This is a genomic window from Blastococcus sp. LR1, from assembly GCF_020166105.1.
GTDB lineage: Bacteria > Actinomycetota > Actinomycetes > Mycobacteriales > Geodermatophilaceae > Blastococcus.
The window spans coordinates 86,068-111,080 of record NZ_JAIUJY010000003.1 but is presented as its reverse complement, the minus strand read 5'-3'; the positions used below and the strand labels follow the sequence as shown (position 1 = coordinate 111,080).

The window sequence follows — 25,013 nt, the reverse complement described above, 5'->3', positions numbered from 1 at the left end:
GCTGAGCTGAGCCGCTGCGTCGTGTTCCCCGCTCTCAGCTCAGCGGGACCGCGTGATGCTCAACGCCAGCGCGCCCAGCACGCCGACGACGGCGAACAGGTAGAAGCCCCACGGGAAGGCGATCCCGGCGGTGACCAGTGCGCCGGTGATCACCGGCCCGACGATGGCCCCCGTGCGCCCGGCGCCGGCCGACCAGCCCAGCGCCGTGGCGCGCACCTGCGGCGGGTAGTGGGCGCTGGTGAACGCGTACACGAGCACCTGGGCGCTGAAGACGAAGCAGCCGGTGGCGAAGCACATCGCGTAGAGACCCGCCGTGGGCAGCTCGACCGAGAGCAGCCCGAGGAAGACCGCACCCGCGGCGAACCAGGCCATGCCGGCGAGCCGAGCGCCCACCCGGTCGGCGACGGCGCCGGCGACCAGCAGGCCGACGACGGCGCCCACGTTGAGCACGAGCAGGAACGCCAGCGAGTCACCGAGGTCGTAGCCGGCCTCCCGCATGATCGTCGGCAGCCAGTTGTTCAGGCCGTAGACGAGCAGCAGGCCCATGAACGAGGTGACGCCGACGGCGATGGTGTTGCGCAGATAGGCCGACGCGAACAACGTCCGCAGCGTGGCCGCGGCCCCACCCGCGCTGGTCTCCCCCGCGCCCACCGCGACGGGCGCCTCGGGCTGCTCCAGCTCCAGGCCGTACCGGGCGGCCACCTCCTCGGCCTCGGCGCGACGGCCGTGCGCCACGAGGAAGGCCGCGGACTCAGGGAGCTTGGCGATCATCACCGGCACGAGCACCAGCGCCGGCAGCGCCCCGATCACGAACATCCACTGCCAGCCGAACTCCGGGATGACCACGATCGCCAGCGCCGCCGTGGCGACCGCGCCCACGTGGTAGCCCGTCATCATCGTGGTGGTCGCGCGGCCGCTGCGGCCCGCGCGGGAGAACTCGTTGACCATCGCGATCGCCGTCGGCAGGCAGCCACCCAGCCCCAGCCCGGCGAGGAAGCGCAGCACCCCGAACACCTCGGCGTTGGGCGCGAACGCGCAGAGCAGCGTGAAGACCGAGAACGAGATGACCGCGCCGATCAGCGCCTTGCGCCGGCCGATCAGGTCGGTGAGCGTGCCGATGGTCAGGGCGCCGATCATCATGCCGACGAGGCCGACGGTGATGACCGCCGTCGCGCCGCTGCCGCTGAGCCCCCACACCTCCGGCGTCCGCAGGGTCGGCACGACGGTGCCCACGACGACGAGGTCGAAGCCGTCGAGCAGGACGGCGATCCAGCAGAGGGGGCCCACCCAGCCCGCGGCGCGCGCGGTGGTCGGGGCGGATGTCGGCGAGGTGCTCACGCGGAAACGGTAGGTCCGTGTCGGCCGTCACGCCGCCCTGGCCCGGGAACGCGAACGGGCCGCGACCGGGGTTCCCGGTCGCGGCCCGCCGTGCGGTGCTGCTAGCTGCTGATCGTCAGGCGACGGTCACGTGCTCGTTCGGCACGCAGTGCGTCATGTCCTTGCCAGTGACGTCCCGCGGGCCGTTCTTGCCGAGGTTGGCCGCACGGGCCAGCTCGCTCTCGTCCAGCGTCTGGGACTGCAGCGGCTCCAGGCCCCGGACGTCGTCCGCGGAGATGCCCAGGGCGTCGCCGACCCGCTGGCCCCACTCGTCGTCGCACATGAAGAAGTGCCAGACCATCCGCTCCTGGATGTCGCGGCGGCACTGCTCGAGGGCGCCGACGAGGTTGGCGACCAGCTCGTCCTTCTCCCACTGCTCGGAGAGCTGGTAGCGCTCGCCGGCCTGCTGGTAGTCGTTCGTGCGCGGGATCCGCTTGCGCGTGACCCGGCCGGTGATGACCGGACCCTGCTCGTCGTGGCTCGGGTACTCCGCCTCGCGCAGGCCGCCGAGGATCGACGGCTCGTAGTTCACGTGCGGGTTGGTGCCCTCCGCGCGGTCCACGCCGTAGGCCATCGCGCCGTCGCGCTGGTTGGTGGCGACCTTGCCCTTCGGCGCGTTCACCGGCAGCTGCAGGTAGTTCGGGCCGACGCGATAGCGCTGGGTGTCGGAGTAGGAGAACGTCCGGCCGACGAGCATCTTGTCGTCGGAGAAGTCCAGGCCGTCGACCAGCACGCCGGTGCCGAACGCGATCTGCTCGCTCTCGGTGAAGTTGTCCACCGGCATCCGGTTGAGGGTCATCGTGCCGACCTTGCGGACCGGGAAGAGCTCCTGCGGCCAGGTCTTGGTGTCGTCGAGCGGGTCGAAGTCCAGCTCCGGGTGCTCGTCGTCGCTCATGATCTGGACGTAGAGGTCCCACTGCGGGAAGTCGCCCGCGGCGATCGAGTCGTGCAGGTCCTTGGTGTGGGTGCCCAGGCTCTTGGCCTGCGCGGCGGACGCGTCCGCGGCGCCCCAGGACTTCACGCCCTCCTTGGGGTACCAGTGGTACTTGACCAGCACGGTCTCACCGGCGGCGTTGACCCACTTGTAGGTGTTCACGCCGAAGCCCTGCATGTTCCGGTAGTTGGCCGGGGTGCCGCGGGGGCTGAAGACCAGCGAGATCATGTGCATGGCCTCGGGGGTCTGGCTGAAGAAGTCGAACGCGCGCTCGGCGACGTTGGCCTCGAAGGTCACCGGGTCCGGCTTCTGCGAGTGGATGAAGTCGGGGAACTTGATGGCGTCCCGGATGAAGAAGACACCCAGGTTGTTGCCGACGAGGTCCCAGTTGCCGTCCTCGGTGTAGAACTTCACCGCGAAGCCGCGGGGGTCACGAGCGGACTCGGAGGAGTCACGGCCGCCGGCCACAGTGGAGAAGCGCAGCGCGACATCGGTGCGCTTGCCCTTCTCCTGGAACAGCTTGGCGCGGGTGTACTTGCTGACCGGCTCGTCGCCGACGGTGCCGTCGGCCTCGAAGTAGCCGAACGCGGTGATGCCGCGAGCGTGCACGACGCGCTCGGGGATGCGCTCGCGGTCGAAGTGGCTGATCTTCTCGAGGAACTGGTAGTTCTCCAGGGTCGCCGGTCCTCGGGCGCCCACGGTCCTCTGGTTCTGGTTGTCGTAGACCGGGTGGCCCTGACGGTTGGTCAGGACGGGGCGGTCGGCCTCGCTCGGTGCCGGGCCCTGCGATGCGACGTCGGTCATGCGCGTGCTCCTTCTCGGATGTCGTGCTCTTCGATCATGTCGTGCTCTTCGTTCAGATGGCGCTCTTCGATCTGCACTGACTCTGCTGCTGCCTCCACCTGGCAGTCGCGACACATTCCCCAGAAGACGACCTCGGCCTCGTCGACGACGAAGCCGGCCGCGTCCGAGGGCTTCAGGCACGGGGACGCGCCCACCACGCAGTCGACGTCGGCGATCGCGCCGCACGAGCGGCAGACCAGGTGGTGGTGGTTGTCGCCCACCCGCAGCTCGAACAGCGCGGGGGCGCCGGCGGGCTCGATCCGGCGGGCGATGCCCGCGCCGACGAACGCCTTGAGGACGCCGTAGACCGCCTGCGGTGACAGCGACGGATGCTGCTCCCGGGCGGCGGTCACGATGGTGTCCGCGTCAGCGTGCGGGTGGTCGGCCAGGACACCGAGCACGGCCAACCGGGGCCGCGTCACGCGCAGCCCGGCCTCCCGCAACTCGTGTTCCCTGGTCGTCTCCATCGCTGATCATCATTCGCCCCTTTCTTGAACTGGTCAAGAAAAGGGCTCCGTGATGATCAGCTCACCTGATCGCTCCGCATCCTGGCTCACGACCGGCACTGAGCCAGGACGCCCGATGATCAGGTCTCCTGATCACCGAGCGGTCAGGCGAAGACGATGGTGCGCGGGCCCTCGACGATGACCCGGTCCTCCACGTGCCACGTCACGGCCTGGGCGAGCACCTGACGCTCGACGTAGCGGCCCACGCGACGCATGTCCTCCACATTCGCGCGGTGGTCCACGCGGGCCACCTCCTGCTCGATGATCGGGCCGGCATCGAGCTCCGCGGTCACGTAGTGCGCGGTGGCGCCGATGAGCTTCACGCCGCGGTCGTGCGCCGCCCGGTAGGGGTTGGCGCCCACGAACGCCGGCAGGAAGCTGTGGTGGATGTTGATCAGCCGCTCCGGGAACCGCGCGCAGAACTCCGGCGAGACGATCTGCATGTAGCGCGCCAGGACGACGAGGTCGACGTCGGCCACGATCTCCAGGGCCCGCGCCTCGGCCTCCGCCTTGGTCTCCGGCGTCACCGGAACGTGGTGGAAGGGGATGCCGGCCGCGGTCGCCACCGGTTCGAGGTCGGAATGGTTGGAGACGACGGCGACGATGTCGGCCTGCAGGTCACCGGCGCTCACCCGGTAGATCAGCTCCTGCAGCACGTGGTCGGTGAGGCTGACGAACACCGCGACCTTCGGGCGGTGCGTCGCCTCGACCAGCCGCCAGGTCAGCTGCCACTCCCCTGCCAGTTCGCCCAGCCGGGCCTCCAGCTCCGCGCGCCGGCCGGCCAGGCCCTCGAGGACGAACTCCAGCCGCAGCGTGAACGTGCCGCCACTGGGGTCCGAGGAGTGCTGCTGGGAGTCGGTGATGTTGGCGCCGACCTCGGCCATGAGTCCACTGATCGCCGCGACGATGCCCGGGCGGTCGGGGCAGCGGACGACGAGCCGCCCGGCGTCGGTGGACCGGAGGTTCTGCGCGGAGGCCATGAGCAAGATCGTCCCAGACCTCCGTGCCACGACTCTCGCCGCAGGCGGAAGAGACTCCGCGGCTCCGCGACGGCGGGCGTCAGAGCTGGACAGATCTCGGACCGGGGCGGATGTCAGAACGGTGGTGGTGTCTCGTCCACGAGGGGTGGCGGGGCCGGAGCCGGCAGTGCGCGCTGCCGTCGGCGCTCGCTCAGGCCCGGTGGTCGTGTGGTGCGGGTGATCCCCGACGGTGTGGTCACCGAGAGGGTGCCGTCCGGCGACAGGACGAAGCGCCAGCCGCGGGCGAAGGTCTTGAGACGGTGGTGGGTGCGGCAGAGACAGCACAAGTTGTCGCAGCTGGTCCGTCCACCGCAGTCGTACGGCACCACGTGGTCGAGGTCGGTGCGACCGGCAGCCCGCGAACACCCGGGGTGGCGACAGGTGCGGTCCCGCAACCGGAGGAATCGCTCCTGCGCCGCGGACCGGTCGTATCCCGCCTGATCGGCAGGCCTACCCAGCAGCGGGCACTCGCACGCCGCCTCCCGGCCGTGGACCCTGCAGCCGCGGGCGGCCAGGCGGGTCAGCTCGGTCGGCGTCGCGGTGGCCAGCAGCACTCCGTACTCGTCGGTGATCGCCACCGCGAGACTTCCGCCAGGGGGCGCCTGCACTCCGAGCGCACCGATCTCGGCCATCAGCTCGCGCAGGTGCGCCGCCGTGATCGGGATGCCATTCACCGTCGGCCCGCTCTCGGGTGCCGCCTCCGGCGCGGTGCGGCATGCCCCGGGGCCGCGAAGGAACGGCAGCGGGGCGAGAACCGTGACGTGGCCGGTGAAGGCCGGACCCGCACCACCAGCCGGGTCGAGCACCAGGGCCGCGTGCGCCTCGGCGCGCAGCACCCCGATCGGCCGGTCGTCCCCGGCGGTGCGAGCCAGTTGCGCAGCCTGGTCGATGACCGACCACATGGCAGCCGTCACCGCAGACGGCATCTCGCTGGCCAGCACCGACATGCCGTCCGCGGTCGGATACGCCCGCACCCCGGCGCGACGTTCGGCCTCCTGGCGTCGCTGCTCGGCGAACTCCTCGTCGACTGCGATGGCGGCGGCGATCAGACGCCGGCGCAACTGGCCCGCGGACAGCTTCGCCGCTCCCGGCAGGAGCTGCGGCACCACTGCGGCGACGACGTCATCGGAAGCGGACCCCAGGACGTCGGCGAAGATCCGCGCCCGGTGCCAGTCCAGGGCGCCATCGGCGCAGGCCTGCCAGACCGACGGCATCCTGTCGACCAGCTGGTGCGCATCGGCGAGCACGCCGGCGGCGAACGACCGGGAGCAGTTCAGCGGGGCCGCCAGCTCGTCGGGCAGGAACTCCGACGTTCCCGGCACCGGCGAGCCCCCTCCCCGTCGGCGGGCGCCCGGATGCCCCGGCGGCGGGTCGTCGGTGTCCGGCCGCTTCCCGGCCAGTGCCATGACGAGTTCTGCTTCGTAGGCGGCGTCCATCGCCCTGCGGGCCTGCAGCCGCTTCAGCTCGACCGCCACCTCGTCAGCGGTCAGGAGCGGCACCGGCACGCGCGCCGTGGACGGCGGCTGGTCCAGGATCCAGCCGAGCACCGCACCCTCCACGAGGGAGCGCTCCGCACCGGCCGTCGACATGACCCGAACATACGTTCGACGTACGACAGTTTCGGAGACCTCCGTCAGACCTCGGGCAGCGGGGCGCGCCGGGCACCCGCGACGTCGAACAGGTCGCCGTACTCCTCCACCCGCGCCAGCACCTGATCGGTCGTGAACCGCAGCGCGGCCGGATCCAGCGAGCCGTCGCGCACGGCGTCGACCTCGTCCCAGCCGATCGGCGTCGACACCGTGGCCCCCGCCCGCGCCCGCAGCGAGTACGGCGCGACCGTCGTCTTCGCGGTGTTGTTCTGGCTCCAGTCGACCAGCACCTTGCCCGGCCGCAGCACCTTCTCCATCCGCCAGACGACGTCGTCCGGCGTCTCCGCGGAGAGCTCCTGCGCCAACTGCTTCGCGTACCGGCTCGGGTGCTCGCGGTCGGCCACCTCGATCGGCGCGTACACCTGCATCCCCTTGGATCCCGAGGTCTTCACCACCGGGTCCAGGCCGTCGGCCTCCAGCCGCTCCCCCAGGCGCTCGGCCAGCACGCAGCACTCGAGGATGCCGGTGTCCGGGCCCGGGTCGAGGTCGAGCACCAGCAGGTCGGGCAGCTGCGGCTCGCCGTCGTCGTCGACCTGCCACTGCGGCACGTGCACCTCGAGCGCCGCGAGGTTCGCCGCCCAGGCCAGGTCCGGGACGTCCTCCAGCACGACCATGTCCAGCGTCTCCCGGCCGCGCGAGCTGCCCGGGCTCGGGATCGTCACCCGGCGCACCCACTCGGGCGCGTGCCGGGCGCTGTTCTTCTCGTAGAACGCCTGCCCCTCGACGCCGTCGGGCCAGCGGGTGAAGGTGACGGGGCGACCGGCGACGTGCGGGAGCAGCACCGGCGCGATCCGCACGTAGTAGTCGATGACCTGCGCCTTGGTGAAGCCGACCTCGGGGAAGAGCACCTTCTCCAGGTTGGAGACGCCGAGCTGCCGCCCGCCGATCTCCACCCGCTGCTTGGCGGGACTCACGATTCCTTCACCACGTCATCGGGCTCCAGGTCGTCCCGGACCCCGCGCCAGGACGGGTGCCGCAGCCGGTTGTCCGCGGTCCACACCGCGTATGCCACCTCGCCGACGAGGTCCGGCTCGACCCAGTGGGCGTCGCGCGTCACCTCCCGCGGCAGCGCGCCGTCGAACGGCGCCGAAGCCCGGGGCGTCAGCAGCCGCTGCAGATCGCGTAGGGCCTGGTCGGTGAAGCCGGTGCCCACGTGGCCGACGTAGACCAGCCGGCCCTCGTCGTCCGGGACGCCGACCAGCAGCGAGCCGATCGTGCCCTCGCGCCGCCCCTGGCCCGGCCGCCAGCCACCGACGACGACGGACTGGGTGAAGAAGTTCTTGATCTTGCGCCACTCGGGGCTGCGGGCGCCCTCGCGGTACGGGGAGTCCAGCCGCTTGGCGACGACGCCCTCCAGGCCGTTCTCCTCGCTGGCCGCCCGCACCTCCGCCCCGTGCCCCGGGAACCACGGCGTCAGGATCCAGCGACCTCCGGCGGGCGCGAGCTCGTCGAGCAGCGCGCGTCGCTCGGCGTACGGGCGGGCACGCAGGTCCTCGCCGTCCAGCGCGAGCAGGTCGAACACCAGGTAGGTCACCGGCGCGGCCGCCGCCATCCGCGGCACCTCCGGCCCGGTGCGGTGCATGCGGTTCTGCAGCGCGCCGAAGTCCGGGCGGCCCTGCGCGTCCATCATCACGACCTCGCCGTCCACGACGGCGTTCCGTCCGGCGAGCGCTGTCGGGAGCCGCGACACCTCCGGATAGCGGACGGTGATGTCGGTGCCCTTGCGGGAGGCGAGCGTCAGCCGCCCGTCCCGCACGCCCGCGAGCGCGCGGACGCCGTCCCACTTGAACTCGTAGCCCCACGCGCCGTCGTCACCGGGCAGCTCGCCGGGGACCGCCAGCATCGGCAGCGGGAGGTTCGCCGGCTCGGGAGCCGCCACCTCAGGCGCTGCGGCGGGCCCGCTTGGCCGGCGGCTTGTCGCCGGCGGCGCTCGCGGACGTCTTCTTGGCCGGAGCCGCCTTCTTCGCGGCGGCCTTCTTGGCCGGAGCCTTCTTCGCCGGGGCCTCGTCCTCGGAGTCGGCCTTCTTCGGCGCGGCCTTCCGGGTGGCGGTCTTCTTCGGCGCCTCGGCGTCGTCGTCACCCGAGTCGTCGGCAGCGCCGCCCCGGGCCCGCTCGACGCTGCGGCGCAGCGCGCTCATCAGGTCGACCACGGAGGCGCCGTCGTCCTCGGCCGTCTCGGGAGCCTGCGTGACCTCGCCGCCGCTCTGCTTGGCCTCCAGCAGCGCGGTCATGGCCTCGCGGTACTCGTCGGTGAACTCGCCCGGGTCGAACGACGCCGTCATGGAGCCGATGAGCGCCTCGGCCATCTTCAGCTCCTGCGGGCGGACCGAGATGTCCTCGTCGAGGAAGGCGAAGTCGGGACGACGGATCTCGTCCGGCCAGCGCATCGTGTGCATCACGAGGATCCCGTCACGCACCCGCAGCGCGGCCAGGGACTCCCGCTGACGCAGCGCGATCTTGGTGATCGCCACCTGACCGGCGTTCTCCAGGGCGTCGCGCAGCAGCACGTACGGACGGGCGGCCGCGCCGTCGGGCTCCAGGTAGTACGTCTTCTCGAACATGATCGGGTCGATCTCGGCCTGGTCGACGAACTCCAGGACCTCGATCTCCCGGCGGGTGGTGAGCGGCAGCTCGTCGAAGTCCGCGTCGGTGAGGATCACGACCTCGCCGCTGGGCAGCTCGTACCCCTTGGCGATGTCGGCGTACTCGACCTCTTCGCCGTCGACGGAGCAGACGCGCTTGTACTTCACCCGGCCGCCGTCGGCGGCGTGCACCTGGTGGAAGCGGATGTCCTTGTCCTCGGTGGCGGAGTACAGCTTCACGCCGATGCTGACCAGGCCGAACGACACGGCGCCACGCCAGATCGATCGCATGACGCTCCTCCCTCGCGCCCGGCGAGTCCGGACGCTCCAGACCCGAGGCCGGGTCAAGATCGCAGGATAGGTCCGGAGCGGTCCCGACGGCAGCCCGGACGGCCCGCGGGCTCCCCCCTCCGGGCGACAGGCCCGGAGATCAGGCCTGAGATCAGGCCTGGACGCCGGCCGGCTCCTCCGAGGGCGCCAGGGCCCCGTTCTGGATGGCGTCGTAGACGAACTGGAGGACGTCGGAGCCCGCGACCGTGGTCATGGTGAGCGCCGCCAGCCGGGTGGCCCGGGGCGCGGTCACGTAACCGAAGACGAAGGCGGTGCCCACCCACTGCGCGAGGCAGAACGGGCAGGTGAGGAGCTCCCCCACCGCGTGCTTGGCCCCGCCGTGCTCGCGGACCTCCTCGGCGACCTCCGCGTGCCCCGACGTCCCCTCGTACTTCACGAACGGCGCCCGGAGGGGTGCGGTCACCGGGTCCTTGGCGATCCGGCGGGCGAGCCGGAAGGTGGCGATGGTCAGCAACGCGGCGTCGCCGAACGGGATCCGCTCCGGCAGCCGCTTCCCGGAGGCCCGCACCGCGGCGGCACCGCCGGCCACCAGGCTCACGTAGACGCCCATGGCACCGAGGTCGGCGCCGAGAGGCCGCGCCTCCCCCTGGGTGTACTCGCGCTTCTGGGTCCGGGCCCACCGGCGGATGGGAGCCCCGACCCGCTGAACCTCGTCTGCGATCGCCATGGAGTGCCGCTACCCCGCTGGCGCCCCGCCATACCGCGAACCGCCGGGAGTGCGCCGTCGCACACCGGCGCATGCCCGTGCGGCACCCGGGTAGGGCGGGAACACGACGCCGGTCCCCCGACCGGCTCCCGCGTCCGCGAGGACGCCATGACGAACACCGCGCACAGGCGCAGAGACGGAGGCACCGCATGACGCAGCCCGAGGGTCAGACCGCGCGCGACGTCTTCCCCGAGGACGGCGGCATCCCCGAGACCGCCCAGGACGACTCGCCCACCATGGAGCGCGCGGAGGACCCGCAGTTCGAGGCGCTCCCCGGCGAGCAGCCGGGTGCCAGCGCCGACTTCGGCACCACCGCCTTCGAGCAGTCCGAGGGCGAGTCCCTGTCGGGTCGGCTGGACCGCGAGATCCCGGACGGCGCCCTGGACGTGCGCCCCGCCGAGGACCCGAACCGTGCCGACGCCCAGCTCGAGCAGGACACCTCCACGACCCCGTTCAGCGACTCGGGCACGAACCGCACCGCCGACGACATCGAGGCCACCGCCGATGTCCCGATCGGCGGCGAGGGCCCCGAGGAGAGCGCGGTGCACATCATCGACGGCTGAGTTCCGGCCGAACTTCTCTGCCGACCCGCTTCCCGGACCCATCCTCACGGGTGTGTCCCCGGGGGGCGGGTTGGCGCGCGCGCGGGAGGTTGTCTACGTTGGGTCAGCGGTTCAGCAGGTAGCCGCCGTGCTGGGCCCGAGGTCCGGCACGACACACGTTCGATCACCGGCGCACCGGGGGCTTCCCAGCCGCCGACGCGCACAGCGGTAGATTGTCCGGGCGGTCCCCCGTCCGGGTGCCGCCGAGAGGAGCCACTGTTCCGTGACCACTTCCGACTTGCCCGCCGAGGGGCAGCCCGACGTGTCGACCGAGGGCACCGAGGCCCCGTTCGACGACGTGATCACGCTCTCGACCTCCACCGGTGAGGACGGCGCGGTCACCGTCACGGTCGTCGGCGAGGTGGACACCTTCACCGCCCCCGTGCTCCGTTCGACGCTGGACACCCAGCTCGAGCAGTCGCCGCGCGAACTGGTCATCGACCTGTCGGGCGTCCAGTTCCTCGGATCGGCCGGCCTCGCCGTGCTGGTCGAGACGCAGAAGTCCGCCCGCAGCCGCGAGGTGGCGCTGAGCCTCATCGCCACGACGCGTGCCGTCACCCGGCCGCTCGAGGTCACCGGTCTGATCGACCTGTTCACGATCGCCGAGAGCCCCGCACGCTGAACGACGGCCCTCCGGGGCCGGACGACGAGGGCCCCTGCCGGACATCCGGCGGGGGCCTTCGTCGTGTCTAGGCCGACAGCAGCTGGCAGACCGCCTGCTCCAGCACCTTCTGGGTGTCCCGGTCCGCGTCGGCCTCCTCGGCGTCCCGCAGGACGTGCGCCACTGTCTCGCCGTGCTCGAACCGGTCGACCACGCGCGGGTCCACGTAGCTCGCCCGGCACACCGCCGGCGTGTTGCCCAGCTGCTCGCTCACCCGCTTGTACGCCGCGCTGACCACCTTCTTGCGGGCGGTCTTCGAGGCCGGGGGCGGCACCTCGGCCAGCGTGGCGGCCATCAGGACGGTCGCCGTCCAGGTCCGGAAGTCCTTGGCGGAGATCTCGGCGCCGCTGATCTCCTTCAGATAGGTGTTGATCTCGGTGCTGACGACGTCCCGCCAGGAGCCGTCCTCGGTCTGATAGGCCAGCAGGTCCTCCCCCGCGTCGGCGGGCCGCTCCAGGAGCTGCCGGACGACGGTGGCCACCGGCCGGTCGGTGATCTCCACCTCGCGCTCGATCCCACCCTTGGCGACGTAGGAGAAGAAGGTGCGCTCCCCACGCACGGAGACGTGTGCCCGTTTGAGCGTGGCCAGCCCGAAGGTCCCGTTCTCCTCCTCGTACTGCTCGCTGCCGATGCGGAAGGCCCCGAGGTCGAGCAGCCGGATGGCCGTGGCGAGCACCCGGTCCCGGTTCAGGCCGCGGGTCCGCAGCGCCGCCTTCACCGCGTCCCGCACGTCCGGCAGCTGCCGGGCGATCTCCAGGACCCGTTCGTGCTTCTCCGCGTCCCGCCGCGCGCGCCACTGGTCGTGGTAGCGGTACTGGCGGCGGCCGGCCGCGTCGACGCCGGTGGCCTGGATGTGTCCGTTGGGCCAGGGGCAGATCCAGACGTCCTTCCACGCCGGTGGGATCGCCAGCCCGCGGATCCGGTCGAGCCGCTCGTCGTCCTTGATGAGCGAGCCGTCGAGGTCGCGGTAGGCGAAGCCCCGCCCTGCGCGCCGGCGCGTGTAGCCGGGGCCGTGCACGTTGCTCCGCCGCAGTCTCACGGGCGGTGGATGAGCACCGGAGGCGTTCCGCAAACGCGGGGCGTCCCGGGGTCACCCCTCAGCGCAGGTCGACCAACCCGTCCAGCCCGCTGATCTCGAGCACGTGCCGGGTCACCCCGCCGGCGGGCGCGTGGACCACCAGGCGCCAGTTCTCGTCCCGGGCGATGCGCGCGATCGCCAGCACCACCCGCACCGCGGCGCTGCTGAACAGGCTCACCCCGCTGAGGTCCAGCTCCATGGGGATCGCGCCGCCGTGGCTCGCCTCCAGCAGGCGGATACGCAGCTGCTCGGCGCACAGCGAGTCGATCGCCCCGCGGGCCCGGACGACCGGCCGCTCCCCCTCGCGGTCCACGACGACCTCCACGCCCTCGCTGGCACGCGGCTGGTCAAGGTCGGCGTCCGGGGTCTGCCTCAACCTGAAGCTCAGGGTGACAGTCGTCCCGTGGTCCTCCACGAGGGTCACGCCGTCCACGAGCTGACGCATGATCAGCAGCCCGCGCCCGCGGTCACCGGGGTCGCGGTCCGGTGGCCGCCAGGTGCCCTCGTCGTGCACGGTGACGGTGAGGACGCCGTCGACGTCGACCTCCGCGGTCACCGACATCGGCCCCGGCTCGGCGCCCGCGTAGGCGTGCTCGGCGGCGTTGGCGCAGGCCTCGCCGACGGCGACGATGACCCCCACCCGGTCCTGCTCGCCCATGCCGAGCTCGGTCAGCCATGCGGTCAGCCGGCGGCGCACGCCCGGCAGGGCCTGCGGCACCGCCGTGAGGTCGAGCCGCAGGGAGTCCTGGGTGCTCGCCCGACGGTGCGCCACGAGGACGGCGACGTCGTCGAGCCAGCCGTGTGGACGACGAACGCCCTCGGCGACGGCGTCGGCCAGCCCCGCCGCGGTCTCGGCGTCCAGGTTCCCGGAGCGGCCCAGCACCTCGCGAGACACCTCGCCGAGCCGGTCCAGCGCCTCGTCGGGGCGTTCGTCGGTCCCCATGACGGCGCCGTTGGAGAACAGGACCAGCGTCGCACCGTGCGGCAGCACGTCCTCGTGCACCGGCGACGGGGCGCCGGGCAGGCTGCCCAGCGGCGGCCGCGGCGTCACCTCGAGCCACGCGATGGCGCCGTCGGACCCGACCACCAGCGGGGCGGGGTGGCCGGCGGCGCTGTAGACCAGGCGTCCGGTGGCGGCGTCCAGGACGCCATAGAAGATGGAGGTGCCCTCCACGTCCTCCATCTCGGCGGCGAAGGCGTCCAGGGTGGCGAGGACGGCCCCGGGCTCGCTCTCGCGCAGCAGGGTGGACCGCAGCGCCCCGCGGAGCCGGCTCATGGCTCCGGCAGCGGCGACCCCATGGCCGACGGCGTCCCCCACGACGAGGGCCAGCCGCCCCTTGCCCAGGGGCACGGCGTCGTACCAGTCGCCGCCGGCGACCGAGGCGTCGGTGGCGCGGTGGTAGCTGCCCGACAGCCGCAGGTCCGGCAGCATCGGCAGCGACGGCGGCAGGAGTGCGAGCTGCGCGCGGTGCAGGTCGTCCGCGGCGTCGCCGTGGATCTCCTCCAGCACGACGATCGCGGCGGCCTCCCCGTCGACCGTGAGCGGGCGTGCGACGGCCGACGTCTGCGGCCCACCCGAACCGAGCGGCCCGAGCACCGTCTCGGCGCGGCCGTTGCGCACGGCCGCCTCCACGGCGTCGCTGACCGGCCGGCCGGCGATCTGCGGCAGGCCGTCGCCACCCACGGACAGCGCCCGGGCCCGGGCATTGCGCCACAGCGGTTCCGACGCGCCTGCCCTGAGGAAGAAGATCGCCTGCGGAGCCGCCTCCAGGGCGGCGACCAGCACGGCGGACCCCTCGTCAAGGGGGCCGCCGGACGCGGGTGGCAGACTGCCGGAACTGACGCTCATCTCGGGCCAGGAAACAGCAGGGTGAGGGGTGCGGCAACCGCGCCCCAGGGGTTCCACCCGGTGGCGCTGAGCACGTTTCCGGGCCCTGCAGCCGGGGGTAACCAGCCCCCTTGTGCAGTGACCCGGACGACGGCCGGCCCCACCGGGGTCGCGCCCCGGGAACAGGATGGACCGCCGCGGCTCGAGGGTCGAGCGCGCCGGGAACGAAGGAGCGGACGACGGATGGTCGACTCGAGGGGCCCCCTCGCGCAGGATGCGCGGCGCCCGGAACGGCTGGAGCTGCGCGTGCCCACCACGGCGACCCAGCTGCCTGCGGTCCGCGCCATGGCCGGTGACCTGGCGATGCGCATGGACTACGACCTGGACGCCGTCGAGGACCTCCGCCTCGCCGTGGACGAGGCCTGCGCGACGCTCAGCACGATCGCCGACGGCGACGCGCCCCTGACCGTCGTCTTCGAGACGACGCGGACCGGCCTGCACATCGACGCCTGGGTTCCCACCGCCGACGGCACCGAGGTGCCGACCGACGGCTTCGGCTGGGCCGTCCTCGCGGCCCTGGTCGACGCGGTCGAGGGCCGGCGTTCGACGCAGGCCGACGTGCCCGCCGGCGACGGCAGCCAGGCATCCGTCGGCGTCATCTCGATGGACAAGTACCTGCCCGGTCAGCACCCCACCGGGGTGGGCAGCGACCAGACCGTATCGGTGGCCCGGTGACCCCGTCCGCTGCCACCGACTCCGTCGAGGAGCCGCTGGACGCCCGCCCGGGCGAGGACGCGGACCCGACGACGCCGGCCGCGACCACCTCTGACGACACCGCCGAGGCGGTGAGCGAGGAGCCGGCCGTCGACGTGCCGGTCGCCGACGCGCCCGTCGCCGAGCCCGACGTGGTGGCCGAGGTCGTCCCGATGTCGGAGAACCGCAAGCGGGCGGAGCGGACCGCACCGCTGTTCGCGGAGCTGGCCACGCTGGAGAAGGAGGACCCGCGCCGCGAACGGTTGCGCGAGATCCTGGTCGAGGAGCACCTGCCCCTCGTCCGGCACTTCGCTCGCCGGTTCAGCAACCGCGGTGAGCCCTTCGACGACCTGTTGCAGGTCGGCACCCTCGGCCTGATCGCGGCCATCGACCGGTTCGACCCGACCCGCGGCGTGGAGTTCCTGTCCTTCGCGGTGCCGACCATCACCGGCGAGATCAAGCGCCACTTCCGCGACCAGGGCTGGTCGGTGCGGGTGCCGCGCCGGCTGCAGGAGCTGCACCTGTCGCTGAACTCGGCGGTGGGCGAGCTCGCCCAGAAGAACGGCCGGGCGCCGACGCCGTCGGAGCTGGCCGAGCACCTGGGCATCCCCCGCGCGGAGGTGCTCGAGGGGCTGGCCGTGGCCAACGCCTACCGCAGCAGCTCCCTGGACGAGCGGCTCTCCGGGGAGGACGACTCCCCCACCCTGGCGGCGACGCTGGGCGAGGAGGACGCGGCGCTGGAGGGGGTGGAGTACCGCGAGTCGCTGCAGCCCCTGCTGGCCACCATCCCGGCCCGGGAGCGCCGCATCCTGATCCTGCGGTTCTTCGGCAACATGACCCAGTCGCAGATCGCCGCGGACATCGGCATCTCTCAGATGCACGTCTCCCGGCTGCTCAGCCAGACCCTGGCCAAGCTCCGCGAGGGCCTGCTCAAGGACTGACGCAACGGGCCGGCACCCCTCGGGGTGCCGGCCCGTCGTGCGTCCGGCGTCAGCGCTGCGGGGCCTCGCCCTGGTCCGGCACGTCGAACTGCTGCCGGACGGCGGGGTCGGCGGCCGGGCCGCTCTCCTGGACGTCGGCCTTCACCTGCGACAGCGGCGGCGGCGTCGGAATCGCCGGAGCGCTGTCGGTGATGCTGGACAGCTCGATCTTCGCCTCGGGCTGGTCGGCCGCGCGGGGCAGCTGCGACTCGAACCAGCTGCTGGTGTCCAGCCCCGGCTTGGCAGAGCCGTTGCCCCCATTGCCCTGCCCGCCGTCTCCGGGCGACGGGACGTCCATCCAGGACTTGCCCTCGCCGGCGCCGCCGAGGTTGGCCAGCCCGTCGAGCGCCTTGCTGAACTCGCTGGGCACGATCCACATCTTGTTGGCGTCCCCCTGCGCGATCTGCGGCAGCGTCTGCAGGTACTGGTAGGCCAGCAGCCCCTGGTCGGGTTTGCCGTCGTGGATGGCCTGGAAGACCGTCTCGATCGACTTCGCCTGACCCTGCGCCTGCAGGTACAGCGCGGCGCGCTCACCCTCGGCGCGCAGGATCCGGCTCTGCCGCTCCGCCTCCGCCTCGAGGATCGCGGCCTGCTTCATGCCCTCGGCCGACAGGATCGCCGCCGCCTTCTGCCCCTCGGCCGTGGTGATGGCCGACTGCCGCGCGCCCTCGGCGGTGAGGATGATCGCGCGCTTGTCGCGATCGGCGCGCATCTGCTTCTCCATCGAGTCCTGGATGGAGGCCGGCGGGTCGATGGCCTTGATCTCCACGCGGGCCACGCGCAGTCCCCACGGCCCCGTGGTTCCGTCCAGCACGTCACGCAGCTGCGAGTTGATGCCGTCGCGGCCGGTGAGCGCGCCCTCGAGGTTCAGGCCACCGACGACGTTGCGCAGCGTGGTGGTGGTCAGCTGCTCCATGCCGGTGATGTAGTTCGCGATGCCGTACACGGCCAGTCGCGGGTCGGTGACCTGGAAGTACAGGACGGTGTCGATGCCGACCTGGAGGTTGTCGGCCGTGATGACCGGCTGGGGCGGGAAGGAGATGACCTGCTCGCGCAGGTCGATGGTCGCGCGCACCCGGTCGACGAAGGGCACCAGGATCGACAGGCCGGGCGAGAGCGTGCGGCTGTAACGGCCCAGCCGCTCCACGACCTTGGCCTGCGCCTGCGGAACGATGGTCACGCTCTTGGCGATCACGAAGATCACCAGGGCGGCGAGAACGAGCAGTGCGATGAGGGCCGATTCCACGGCGGGGCTCCCTTCCTCGGGGGGTCCAGGCAGATCCTGCCCGGTCCGGTCCGCCGGGTCAGCCGCCCGGCGTCATGTTCACTCCAGCGCGTCACCGACGACCGCCGTCGCCCCGTCCACCTGGAGGATCCGGACGGTGGCGCCGACGGCGAAGGTCTCGCCGCCGTGCTGGCTGCGGGCGGTCCACTCGTCGGCGCCCAGCTGGATGCGCCCACCGGAGACGTCGACGTCCCGGGTGACCTTCGCGGTCTTCCCGATCAGCGTGTCGATGCCGTCGAGCTGCAGGGGCGTCCGGTTCTCCAGGTGGCGCTTGGCCAGCGGCCGGACGCCGCCGAGCAGCAGGCCGGAGACGGCGATGAACGCCACCACCTGGAGCACCGCGGGGCCGCCCGCCAGGGCGACGGTCAGCCCGCCGAGCGCACCGCCGGCGAGCATGAGCAGGACGAGATCGAGCGTCAGGACCTCGCCGAAGGCGAGCGCGACGGCACCGATCAGCCAGATCAGCCAGGCAGCCATGTCCGGAGTCTGGCAGACGGGTGGCCCTCGTCTCACCCATCGTGACCCACCTGGGACAACACCGGTGGTCTCCGCGACCGCCCCCGCGACGGCCGTAGCCTCGCTGCCGTGCACGATTTCCCCGCCGGCCGCTTCGCGGTGTGGACGACCGCCTGGCTCACCGGCCGCGCCTCCTTCGACGACGCCCTCGACGCCATCACCGGCGACTCCGCCCACCGGGTGAGCGGACTGCCCGGCACCGACGGCGCCGTTCCGCTGGGCGAGGCGCTCACCGCCGTGCGGGTGCTGGGCGAGCGGCGGGTTCGGCTGGTGCTGCCCGCCCCCGGCGACGTCCGCGGACTCCCCGCCGTCCCCGGGCTGGCGCCGGTCGCCCTGGAGGCCGGGCAGGCCGCCGTCGGCGACCGGGTGGTCCTGGTGCCGGAGCACCTCGGCAACGACGTCGTCGACTGGACGGCGTACGTCCTGGACGGCGTCGCACCCCCTCCCCCGCCCGTGGAGGGCACGCTCCGGGCGGCCTCCGGCGCGCTGGACCTGGCGGTGACCGAGTCCGCCCGCACGCTGGCCGAGCTCGACCTCGCCCGCTGGCACCCCGAGGTGCCCGCGCTGCTCGCAGGCATGGCCCGCCCGATGTCGGCGCCCGGGCTGCCCGATGACCACGACCCGCTGGCGCTGTCGATCCTCGGCCGGGCGCTGCGGCTGGCCGCCGTCCTCGACCTGGCGGCGACCGATGCGCCGGGTGCCGCGGTGAACCACGCGCAGGCCGCGAAGCGGGACGCGGCGCTCCGCCCGCTGTCCACCGCGGTGCGCGAGGCGGTGACCGCGGCGTACAACGCCGTCCCCCGCTGACCCCGCTTCTGCATGGTCATGCATGACCATGCATACTTGTGCTCGTGTCCAAGGTGCTCACGTCCCTCCCTGTCGGCGAACGCGTCGGCATCGCTTTCTCCGGTGGTCTCGACACGTCGGTCGCGGTCGCGTGGATGCGCGACAAGGGGGCGGTGCCCTGCACGTACACCGCTGACATCGGCCAGTACGACGAGCCCGACATCGGCTCGGTGCCCGGCCGCGCCACCGCCTACGGCGCCGAGCTCGCCCGCCTGGTCGACTGCCGCGCCGCCCTGGTCGAGGAGGGCCTGGCCGCGCTGACCTGCGGCGCCTTCCACATCCGCTCCGGCGGGCGCAGCTACTTCAACACCACGCCGCTGGGCCGCGCCGTCACCGGCACCCTGCTGGTGCGCGCCATGCTCGAGGACGACGTCCAGATCTGGGGCGACGGCTCCACCTACAAGGGCAACGACATCGAGCGGTTCTACCGCTACGGGCTGCTGGCCAACCCGGGCCTGCGGATCTACAAGCCCTGGCTGGACGCCGACTTCGTCACCGAGCTCGGCGGCCGCAAGGAGATGTCGGAGTGGCTGGTGGCCCATGGCCTGCCCTACCGCGACAGCGCCGAGAAGGCCTACTCGACCGACGCCAACATCTGGGGCGCCACGCACGAGGCCAAGACCCTCGAGCACCTCGACACCGGCATCGAGACCGTCGACCCGATCATGGGCGTGAAGTTCTGGGACGAGTCGGTGGAGATCGCCCCCGAGACCGTCACCATCGGCTTCGAGCAGGGCCGCCCGGTCACCATCGACGGCAAGGAGTTCGACACCGCCGTCGACCTGGTGAACGAGGCCAACGCGATCGGCGGCCGGCACGGGCTCGGCATGTCCGACCAGATCGAGAACCGCATCATCGAGGCCAAGAGCCGCGGGATCTACGAGGCCCCGGGCATGGCGCTGCTGCACATCGCCTACGAGCGGCTGGTCAACGCGATCCACAACGAGGACACCCTCGCCACCTACCACTCCGAGGGCCGCCGCCTGGGCCGGCTCATGTACGAGGGCCGCTGGCTGGACCCCCAGGCGCTCATGCTCAGGGAGTCGCTGCAGCGCTGGGTCGGCATGGCCGTGTCCGGCGAGGTGACGCTGCGGCTGCGCCGGGGCGAGGACTACTCGATCCTCGACACCGCCGGCCCCTCGTTCAGCTACCACCCGGACAAGCTGTCGATGGAGCGGACGTCGGACTCCGCGTTCGGCCCGGTCGACCGGATCGGCCAGCTGACGATGCGCAACCTCGACATCGCCGACTCCCGGGCGCGGCTGGAGCAGTACGCCCGCATCGGCATGGTCGGCGGAACCGCCTCGCACGCGGCGATCGGGGCCGCGCAGGCGGCGTCCACCGGTCTCATCGACGCCTCCGAGGCCGGCGGCGCGGAGGCGATCGCGTCGCGCGGCACGGTCTCCCAGCACGACGAGCTGCTCGACCGCGCGGCGATGGAGTCCGGCACCGACTAGTCGACGACGCTCTGCGCACGCAACTCGCGCTCTGGGGTCCTGCAGGACGTCAGTAGCGCGAGTTGCGTGCGCAGAGTGCGTTCGAGGCGCGGCCGGAAGGGTCCCCGCGGGCGCGCGGCGGGTCTAGCGTTCCTCCATGGCTGGGCCGATGACGATGAACCGGGTGATCCACGCCGCGGTACGGCGGGACCTGCAGCGTCTCTCGACGGCGCTGGACGACTGGCAGGACGGCGACCGCGGTCGCGGCACGGAGCTGGCGCGGGCCTTCGCCAACCTGCACGCCGAGCTGCACCACCACCACGTGTCCGAGGACACCCACATCTGGCCGATGCTCGCCTCGGTGGGCGTCGATGCCGAGCTGCTCGCCACGATGGAGTCCGAGCACGAGGCGATGGCCGAGACCCTCGCGCAGACCTCCACCGCGCTGGACTCGCTGGCTGCCACGGGCTCGACGGCCGATGCCCTCGGCGCGAAGGCCAGCGTCGGGCGGACGCAGGAGATCGTCGAGCAGCACCTGCGGCACGAGGAGGACGAGCTCGAGCCGCAGCTCGCACCCCACCACGACTCGGCGCAGTGGAAGGCGGTGGAGAAGAAGCTGCGCAGCCGGCCGCTGGGCGAGACCGGCCGTTTCTTCGCCTGGCTCACCGACGGCATGGGCGACCCCGAGCGTCAGTTCCTGCGGTCGACGATCCCGCCACCGGTGGTCACCGTGCTCACGCGGACGTTCGGCCGGCGCTACACCCGCGAGATCGCGCCCTGCTGGGAGCCGCAGACCTCACGCCACTGACCCCGCCCGCCACCCGCCGCTCCGAGCCGACGCCTCCGGCCACCGCCCTCGGCAGCTCTGTGCCGGAACTCGCGCTCTGGCCGTCCTGCAGGATGGCCAGAGCGCGAGTTCCGTGCGCAGAGCGGGTGCGTCGGCGTGCGGGTGCGGGTGCGTCGGCCTGCGGGTGCGGCGGCGTGCGGGTGCGGGCGGGCGTCAGGCGGTGGGGCGGGGCGGACGCGGCGGGGTGAAGCAGCAGGACGCCGGGCAGTTGGTGCCCAGCCGCGGCTCGCCCCCGGCCCGGCGCTCGGCGAGCAGGCCGACCAGCGATGTCACGAAGTCCGGGTGCGTGCCCGCCGTCGCGGCCCGGCCGAACGCCAGCCCGAGCTCGGCAGCGGTCTCGCGGGCCTCGTTGTCGAGGTCCCAGATGACCTCGAGGTGGTCGCTGACGAAGCCGACCGGGAAGAGGACGACGGCCTTCTCCCCCGCCGCGGCGAGCGCCTTCAGGTGGTCGTTGACGTCGGGCTCCAGCCAGGGCACCGACGGCGGGCCCGAGCGGCTCTGCCACACCAGGTCGAAGTCCCGGCCCGGCACGGCCATCTGCACCACGCGGCGGGCGGTCTCGGTCAGCTCGGCCTCGTAGGCGTGCCCCTGCGGCCCGGCGACGGCGGCCATCGAGTCCGGGATGCTGTGCGCCGTCGCGACCAGCCGGGCGCCGTCCCGCAGCTCAGCGGGGATGTGCGCGAGCGCCTCGACCAGCGCGTCGGCGTTGGCCCGGACGAAGCCCTCGGCGTCGAAGTAGTGCGGCAGCTTCTCCGCGGTCGGGCCGCCGGGAGCTGCGGCCGATCCGGTCAGCGAGGCGCGAGCCCGGGCGATGTCCTCGTGGTACTGCCGGCAGCCGGAGAACGAGGCGTAGGCCGACGTCGCCAGGACGTAGGCGTGCTGGATGCCGTCGTCGGCCATCTGCTGCCACACGTCCTCGACGTAGGGCGCCCAGTTCCGGTTGCCCCAGTAGACCGGCAGGTCGATGCCGGCGGACCGGAGCTCCGCCTCGAGCGCGGCGATCAGCGCCTTGTTCTGGTCGTTGATCGGGCTGACGCCGTCGAAGTGGTGGTAGTGCTCGGCCACCTCCTCGAGTCGCTCCCGCGGGATGCCGCGACCACGGGTGACGTTCTCCAGGAACGGCATGACGTCGTCGTGACCCTCGGGGCCGCCGAACGACAGCAGCAGCAGCGCCTCACGGCGCCCGGCCGGAGCCGGCGCGGTCGACGGCTCGACGCCGCCGTTGTTGCGGACGGCGAGCGACGGGTCCTGGTCGGGACGCTGATCGGCAGGGGTGATGTCGACGATGGCGCGGGGCACGTGGGTTCTTCCTGTTGCTGGGTGGCGCTGGATGCAGTCACACGCCGACGGCGTGGAACCCACCGTCGACGTGGACGATCTCGCCGGTGGTGGCCGGGAACCAGTCCGACAGCAAGGCTACGACGGCCTTGCCCGCGGGCTCGGTGTCGGTGACCGACCAGCCGAGCGGTGCACGGCCCTCCCATGCCTCCTCGAACTGCTTGCTGCCGGGGATCGACTTCATCGCCATGCTGCGCAGCGGACCGGCGGCGACGATGTTCGACCGCACGCCCTCGGGGCCCAGCTCGCGGGCCACGTAGCGGGAGGTGGACTCCAGCGCCGCCTTGGCCGCACCCATCCAGCCGTACACCGGCCAGGCGACGGTGGCGTCGAAGGTGAGGCCGACGACCGAGGAGGGGTTGGCCAGCAGCGGGCGGCAGGCCTGGGTGAGCGAGGCGTAGGACCAGGCCGAGACCTGGAACGCCGTCGCGGCGTGCTCCCAGGCGACCTCGGGGAAGCCCTCCCCCATCGCCTCCTGCGGCGCGAAGCCGATCGAGTGGACGACGCCGTCCAGCGAGTCGAACCCGGCCTCGCGGAGCCGGCCGGCCAGCGAGCCGAGGTGCTCGGTGCTGGTCACGTCGAGCTCGACGACGGCGGCCTCCTGCGGCAGCCGCTTGGCGATCCGCTGGCACAGCGAGAGCGCGCGCCCGAAGTTCGAGAGGACGACGGTGGCGCCCTGCTCCTGCGCCAGCCGCGCCGTGGCGAAGGCGATCGAGGCCTCGGTGAGGACGCCGGTCACCAGGACCTTCTTGCCCTCGAGGATGCCGCTCATCAGTGCCCCATTCCCAGTCCGCCGTCGACCGGGACGACCGCCCCGGTGATGTATCCCGCCGCGTCGCCGGCCAGGAAGCGCACGACTCCGGCCACCTCGTCGGCGTCCGCGTACCGCCCCAGCGGCACCTGCCCGAGGATCTCCTTCTGCCGCGCCTCGGGCAGCTCCGCCGTCATGTCCGTGGTCACGAACCCGGGGGCGACGACGTTGGCCGTGATGTTGCGGCTGCCGAGCTCGCGGGCGATCGAGCGCGCCAGGCCGACCAGCCCCGCCTTCGACGCCGCGTAGTTCGTCTGGCCGGCCGAGCCGAGCAGGCCGACGACGGAGGACACGAAGATCATCCGGCCGGCGCGGGCGCGCACCATCTTCGGCGTCGCCCGCTTGGCCACCCGGTAGGCGGCGGTCAGGTTGGCGTCGAGGACGTCGGTGAAGTCGTCCTCCTTCATCCGCATCAGCAGGCCGTCGCGGGTGATCCCGGCGTTGCTGACCAGCACCTCGACCGGGCCCTGGTGCGCCTCGACCTCGCTGAATGCGCGGTCGACGTCCTCGGTGCTCGTGACGTCGCACTGCACGCCGAACAGCCCGTCGGGGGCGCCGCTGCCACGGTGCGTGACCGCCACCGAGTCGCCCTGCTCGGCGAACGAGCGGGCGATGGCCAGCCCGATCCCGCGATTGCCGCCGGTCACCAGCACCGATCTGCCGCTCGAACTCACCGCGCGCACTCCCCTGCCGACGACCTTGTCGCTGCCGAACCTAACGCCTGCGGGCAGGTCGCACCGGCTACCGGCGAGTAAGTGATCACTCCCTCTCGCGACGCGCTCGATCGCGGGTCCCGGAAGCGCGGCGCGTTCTGCGAGACTGCCGCGTCCGATCGATCCGGAGGTGGCCGTGCAGCGTCCCGCTCTCGTGTTCGACGGCGACTGCGCCTTCTGCAGCCGCAGCGCCGAGCTCGCCCGGAGGATCCTCCCCGCCGACACCGGCGTCGTCCCGTGGCAGCAGGTGGACCTGGCGACCGCCGGCTTCACCGCCGAGCGGGCGCAGACCGAGGTGCTGTGGGTCGACCGGGAGGGCGCGGTGACCGGCGGCGCGCCCGCCGTCGCCCGGACGCTCCGGGCCGCCGGCGGGTTCTGGGCGCTGCTCGGGCTCCTGCTGTCGCTGCCACCGATCCGCTGGGTCGCGCCCGTCATCTACCGGCTGGTGGCGGCCAACCGGTACCGGCTGCCCGGCGGGACCGCCGCCTGCCGCGTCCCCCAGGCTCCGCCCGCTCGTTGACAGCGGGGACCCGCCGACCGTAGACAGCGGGCATGGACACCGAGGTCTCCTCCCGCGTCGCGCTCACGGTCACCGACGGGGTGGCCACCGTCCTGCTGGACCGGCCCGAGAAGATGAACGCCCTGGACCCGGCGATGTTCGAGGCGATCCTCGCGGCCGGCACCGAACTCATGGACCGGGACGACGTCGGCGCGGTGGTGCTGACCGGCGCCGGCCGCGCCTTCTGCGCCGGCCTGGACTTCGGCTCGTTCGCCGCGATGGCCGACGGGGGCGGCGACCGCGTCGTCGTGCCCCGGGAGCCGCTGGGTGCGGCCGGCGCACTGGCCCAGCAGGTCGTGCACGTGTGGTCGCTGGTGCCCGCCCCGGTGATCGCGGCGGTGCACGGCGTCGCCTTCGGCGGCGGCCTGCAGATCGCCCTCGGCGCCGACATCCGGCTGGTCGCCCCCGACGCGCAGCTGTCGCTGATGGAGATCCAGTGGGGCATCTGCCCGGACATGTGCGGAACCCAGCTGCTGCCCGAGCTGGTGGGCCGGGACGTCGCCAAGGAGCTGGCGCTGACCGGCCGGCGGATCTCGGGCACCGAGGCGGCCCGGATCGGGCTGGCCACGCGCGAGGTCGCCGATCCGCTGGCCGCCGCGCTCGAGCTGGCCGGCGAGATCGCCGGGCACAGCCGCACCGCGACCCGCGCGACCAAGCGGCTGCTCGACCTCGCCGGCCGGGTGCCGCTCGCCGAGGGCCTGGCCGCGGAGCAGACCGAGATCGGCGCGCTCATCGGCTCGCCCGAGCAGGCCGCCGTCGTCAGGCGCCGGCTGGGCAGCGCCTGACGACGACG

At 72.7% G+C, this 25,013-nt stretch carries 25 protein-coding genes; 9 read left to right on the top strand and 16 right to left on the bottom strand.

What is annotated here, in order from left to right:
* Nucleotides 1-39 precede the first annotated feature (39 nt).
* The 9 genes from LBW97_RS09255 to LBW97_RS09215 all read right to left on the bottom strand — a co-directional run bounded on the left by LBW97_RS09255 (nt 40) and on the right by LBW97_RS09215 (nt 9,928).
* Nucleotides 40-1,338 carry an aromatic acid/H+ symport family MFS transporter gene (locus LBW97_RS09255; RefSeq protein WP_224499131.1) on the bottom strand — a complete coding sequence of 433 codons (1,299 nt, stop codon included), beginning with the start codon at nt 1,336-1,338 and terminating at the stop codon, nt 40-42.
* Nucleotides 1,339-1,453: 115 nt separating this feature from the next.
* Nucleotides 1,454-3,115, bottom strand: a complete 1,662-nt coding sequence (locus LBW97_RS09250; RefSeq protein ID WP_224499130.1) for a catalase — start codon at nt 3,113-3,115, stop codon at nt 1,454-1,456.
* Entirely contained in the window at nt 3,112-3,621 is a 510-nt protein-coding gene (locus tag LBW97_RS09245) for a Fur family transcriptional regulator (RefSeq protein ID WP_224499129.1), read from the bottom strand. The genes LBW97_RS09250 and LBW97_RS09245 overlap by 4 nt, the downstream gene beginning before the upstream one ends.
* A gap of 143 nt (nt 3,622-3,764) precedes the next feature.
* On the bottom strand, nt 3,765-4,640 hold the full coding sequence (gene purU, locus LBW97_RS09240) for a formyltetrahydrofolate deformylase (protein WP_224499128.1): 876 nt from the start codon (nt 4,638-4,640) through the stop codon (nt 3,765-3,767).
* A 113-nt stretch (nt 4,641-4,753) separates the two neighbouring features.
* Nucleotides 4,754-6,268, bottom strand: coding sequence for an HNH endonuclease signature motif containing protein (locus LBW97_RS09235; protein ID WP_224499127.1), 1,515 nt, complete (start codon nt 6,266-6,268; stop codon nt 4,754-4,756).
* A gap of 44 nt (nt 6,269-6,312) precedes the next feature.
* On the bottom strand, nt 6,313-7,242 hold the full coding sequence (gene ligD, locus LBW97_RS09230) for a non-homologous end-joining DNA ligase (RefSeq protein ID WP_224499126.1): 930 nt from the start codon (nt 7,240-7,242) through the stop codon (nt 6,313-6,315).
* A complete protein-coding gene (gene ligD / locus LBW97_RS09225; protein WP_224499125.1) occupies nt 7,239-8,207 on the bottom strand; it encodes a non-homologous end-joining DNA ligase in 969 nt (322 codons plus the stop codon). The genes ligD (LBW97_RS09230) and ligD (LBW97_RS09225) overlap by 4 nt, the downstream gene beginning before the upstream one ends.
* A 1-nt stretch (nt 8,208) precedes the next feature.
* Nucleotides 8,209-9,201, bottom strand: coding sequence for a Ku protein (locus LBW97_RS09220; protein ID WP_224499124.1), 993 nt, complete (start codon nt 9,199-9,201; stop codon nt 8,209-8,211).
* A 151-nt stretch (nt 9,202-9,352) separates the two neighbouring features.
* A complete protein-coding gene (locus LBW97_RS09215; RefSeq protein ID WP_224499123.1) occupies nt 9,353-9,928 on the bottom strand; it encodes a DUF1360 domain-containing protein in 576 nt (191 codons plus the stop codon).
* A 188-nt stretch (nt 9,929-10,116) separates the two neighbouring features.
* On the opposite strand from LBW97_RS09215, the gene LBW97_RS09210 reads away from it, so the two are divergent.
* Together LBW97_RS09210 and LBW97_RS09205 are read left to right on the top strand one after the other, a co-directional pair.
* A complete protein-coding gene (locus tag LBW97_RS09210) occupies nt 10,117-10,530 on the top strand; it encodes a hypothetical protein (RefSeq protein ID WP_224499122.1) in 414 nt (137 codons plus the stop codon).
* A 262-nt stretch (nt 10,531-10,792) separates the two neighbouring features.
* The gene (locus tag LBW97_RS09205; protein ID WP_224499121.1) at nt 10,793-11,191 is read left to right on the top strand and encodes an STAS domain-containing protein; all 399 of its coding nucleotides are present in this window, start codon (nt 10,793-10,795) and stop codon (nt 11,189-11,191) included.
* Nucleotides 11,192-11,258: 67 nt separating this feature from the next.
* Here LBW97_RS09205 and LBW97_RS09200 read toward each other — a convergent pair whose 3' ends face one another.
* Nucleotides 11,259-12,269 carry a DNA topoisomerase IB gene (locus LBW97_RS09200; protein ID WP_224499120.1) on the bottom strand — a complete coding sequence of 337 codons (1,011 nt, stop codon included), beginning with the start codon at nt 12,267-12,269 and terminating at the stop codon, nt 11,259-11,261.
* A gap of 58 nt (nt 12,270-12,327) precedes the next feature.
* Nucleotides 12,328-14,094, bottom strand: a complete 1,767-nt coding sequence (locus LBW97_RS09195) for a SpoIIE family protein phosphatase (RefSeq protein WP_224499119.1) — start codon at nt 14,092-14,094, stop codon at nt 12,328-12,330.
* Nucleotides 14,095-14,379: 285 nt separating this feature from the next.
* Between LBW97_RS09195 and LBW97_RS09190 the strand changes: the two genes are divergently transcribed.
* Both LBW97_RS09190 and LBW97_RS09185 read left to right on the top strand, forming a co-directional pair.
* Nucleotides 14,380-14,871, top strand: a complete 492-nt coding sequence (locus LBW97_RS09190; protein ID WP_224499118.1) for an ATP-binding protein — start codon at nt 14,380-14,382, stop codon at nt 14,869-14,871.
* Complete coding sequence (locus LBW97_RS09185) at nt 14,868-15,830, top strand: RNA polymerase sigma factor SigF (protein ID WP_224499117.1); 963 nt, start codon at nt 14,868-14,870, stop codon at nt 15,828-15,830. Before LBW97_RS09190 ends, LBW97_RS09185 begins: the two co-directional genes overlap by 4 nt.
* Before the next feature lie 49 nt (nt 15,831-15,879).
* Here the strand turns inward: LBW97_RS09185 and LBW97_RS09180 are convergent, their stop codons facing one another.
* Complete coding sequence (locus LBW97_RS09180) at nt 15,880-17,115, bottom strand: SPFH domain-containing protein (RefSeq protein WP_224499116.1); 1,236 nt, start codon at nt 17,113-17,115, stop codon at nt 15,880-15,882.
* A gap of 78 nt (nt 17,116-17,193) precedes the next feature.
* Nucleotides 17,194-17,631: an NfeD family protein gene (locus tag LBW97_RS09175; RefSeq protein ID WP_224499115.1), complete on the bottom strand. Its 438-nt coding sequence runs from the start codon at nt 17,629-17,631 to the stop codon at nt 17,194-17,196.
* Nucleotides 17,632-17,739: 108 nt separating this feature from the next.
* Between LBW97_RS09175 and LBW97_RS09170 the strand changes: the two genes are divergently transcribed.
* From LBW97_RS09170 to LBW97_RS09160, 3 genes are all read left to right on the top strand, one after another.
* Nucleotides 17,740-18,477, top strand: a complete 738-nt coding sequence (locus LBW97_RS09170; protein WP_224499114.1) for a hypothetical protein — start codon at nt 17,740-17,742, stop codon at nt 18,475-18,477.
* A gap of 44 nt (nt 18,478-18,521) precedes the next feature.
* A complete protein-coding gene (gene argG, locus LBW97_RS09165) occupies nt 18,522-19,973 on the top strand; it encodes an argininosuccinate synthase (RefSeq protein ID WP_224499113.1) in 1,452 nt (483 codons plus the stop codon).
* Nucleotides 19,974-20,109: 136 nt separating this feature from the next.
* The gene (locus tag LBW97_RS09160) at nt 20,110-20,760 is read left to right on the top strand and encodes a hemerythrin domain-containing protein (protein WP_224499112.1); all 651 of its coding nucleotides are present in this window, start codon (nt 20,110-20,112) and stop codon (nt 20,758-20,760) included.
* A 192-nt stretch (nt 20,761-20,952) separates the two neighbouring features.
* Here LBW97_RS09160 and LBW97_RS09155 read toward each other — a convergent pair whose 3' ends face one another.
* Genes LBW97_RS09155 through fabG form a run of 3 tightly spaced genes read right to left on the bottom strand, consistent with a single transcriptional unit; the run spans nt 20,953 to nt 23,622 of the window.
* Nucleotides 20,953-22,098: a ferrochelatase gene (locus LBW97_RS09155; protein WP_224499111.1), complete on the bottom strand. Its 1,146-nt coding sequence runs from the start codon at nt 22,096-22,098 to the stop codon at nt 20,953-20,955.
* A 37-nt stretch (nt 22,099-22,135) separates the two neighbouring features.
* Nucleotides 22,136-22,909, bottom strand: coding sequence for an enoyl-ACP reductase FabI (gene fabI, locus LBW97_RS09150; protein ID WP_224499110.1), 774 nt, complete (start codon nt 22,907-22,909; stop codon nt 22,136-22,138).
* Complete coding sequence (gene fabG / locus LBW97_RS09145; protein ID WP_224499109.1) at nt 22,909-23,622, bottom strand: beta-ketoacyl-ACP reductase; 714 nt, start codon at nt 23,620-23,622, stop codon at nt 22,909-22,911. The genes fabI and fabG overlap by 1 nt, the downstream gene beginning before the upstream one ends.
* A 175-nt stretch (nt 23,623-23,797) precedes the next feature.
* Between fabG and LBW97_RS09140 the strand changes: the two genes are divergently transcribed.
* The gene (locus tag LBW97_RS09140; protein ID WP_224499108.1) at nt 23,798-24,181 is read left to right on the top strand and encodes a thiol-disulfide oxidoreductase DCC family protein; all 384 of its coding nucleotides are present in this window, start codon (nt 23,798-23,800) and stop codon (nt 24,179-24,181) included.
* Between the two features lie 32 nt (nt 24,182-24,213).
* Nucleotides 24,214-25,005 carry a crotonase/enoyl-CoA hydratase family protein gene (locus LBW97_RS09135; protein ID WP_224499107.1) on the top strand — a complete coding sequence of 264 codons (792 nt, stop codon included), beginning with the start codon at nt 24,214-24,216 and terminating at the stop codon, nt 25,003-25,005.
* Nucleotides 25,006-25,013 lie beyond the last annotated feature (8 nt).

Coding starts and splice junctions, on each gene's coding strand:
- LBW97_RS09250 (WP_224499130.1), bottom strand. CDS start 3,115: ATGACCGACGTCGCATCGCAGGGCCCGGCACCGAGCGAGGCCGACCGC.
- LBW97_RS09245 (WP_224499129.1), bottom strand. CDS start 3,621: ATGGAGACGACCAGGGAACACGAGTTGCGGGAGGCCGGGCTGCGCGTG.
- purU (WP_224499128.1), bottom strand. CDS start 4,640: ATGGCCTCCGCGCAGAACCTCCGGTCCACCGACGCCGGGCGGCTCGTC.
- LBW97_RS09235 (WP_224499127.1), bottom strand. CDS start 6,268: ATGTCGACGGCCGGTGCGGAGCGCTCCCTCGTGGAGGGTGCGGTGCTC.
- LBW97_RS09220 (WP_224499124.1), bottom strand. CDS start 9,201: ATGCGATCGATCTGGCGTGGCGCCGTGTCGTTCGGCCTGGTCAGCATC.
- LBW97_RS09215 (WP_224499123.1), bottom strand. CDS start 9,928: ATGGCGATCGCAGACGAGGTTCAGCGGGTCGGGGCTCCCATCCGCCGG.
- LBW97_RS09210 (WP_224499122.1), top strand. CDS start 10,117: ATGACGCAGCCCGAGGGTCAGACCGCGCGCGACGTCTTCCCCGAGGAC.
- LBW97_RS09190 (WP_224499118.1), top strand. CDS start 14,380: ATGGTCGACTCGAGGGGCCCCCTCGCGCAGGATGCGCGGCGCCCGGAA.
- LBW97_RS09175 (WP_224499115.1), bottom strand. CDS start 17,631: ATGGCTGCCTGGCTGATCTGGCTGATCGGTGCCGTCGCGCTCGCCTTC.
- LBW97_RS09160 (WP_224499112.1), top strand. CDS start 20,110: ATGGCTGGGCCGATGACGATGAACCGGGTGATCCACGCCGCGGTACGG.
- fabI (WP_224499110.1), bottom strand. CDS start 22,909: ATGAGCGGCATCCTCGAGGGCAAGAAGGTCCTGGTGACCGGCGTCCTC.
- LBW97_RS09135 (WP_224499107.1), top strand. CDS start 24,214: ATGGACACCGAGGTCTCCTCCCGCGTCGCGCTCACGGTCACCGACGGG.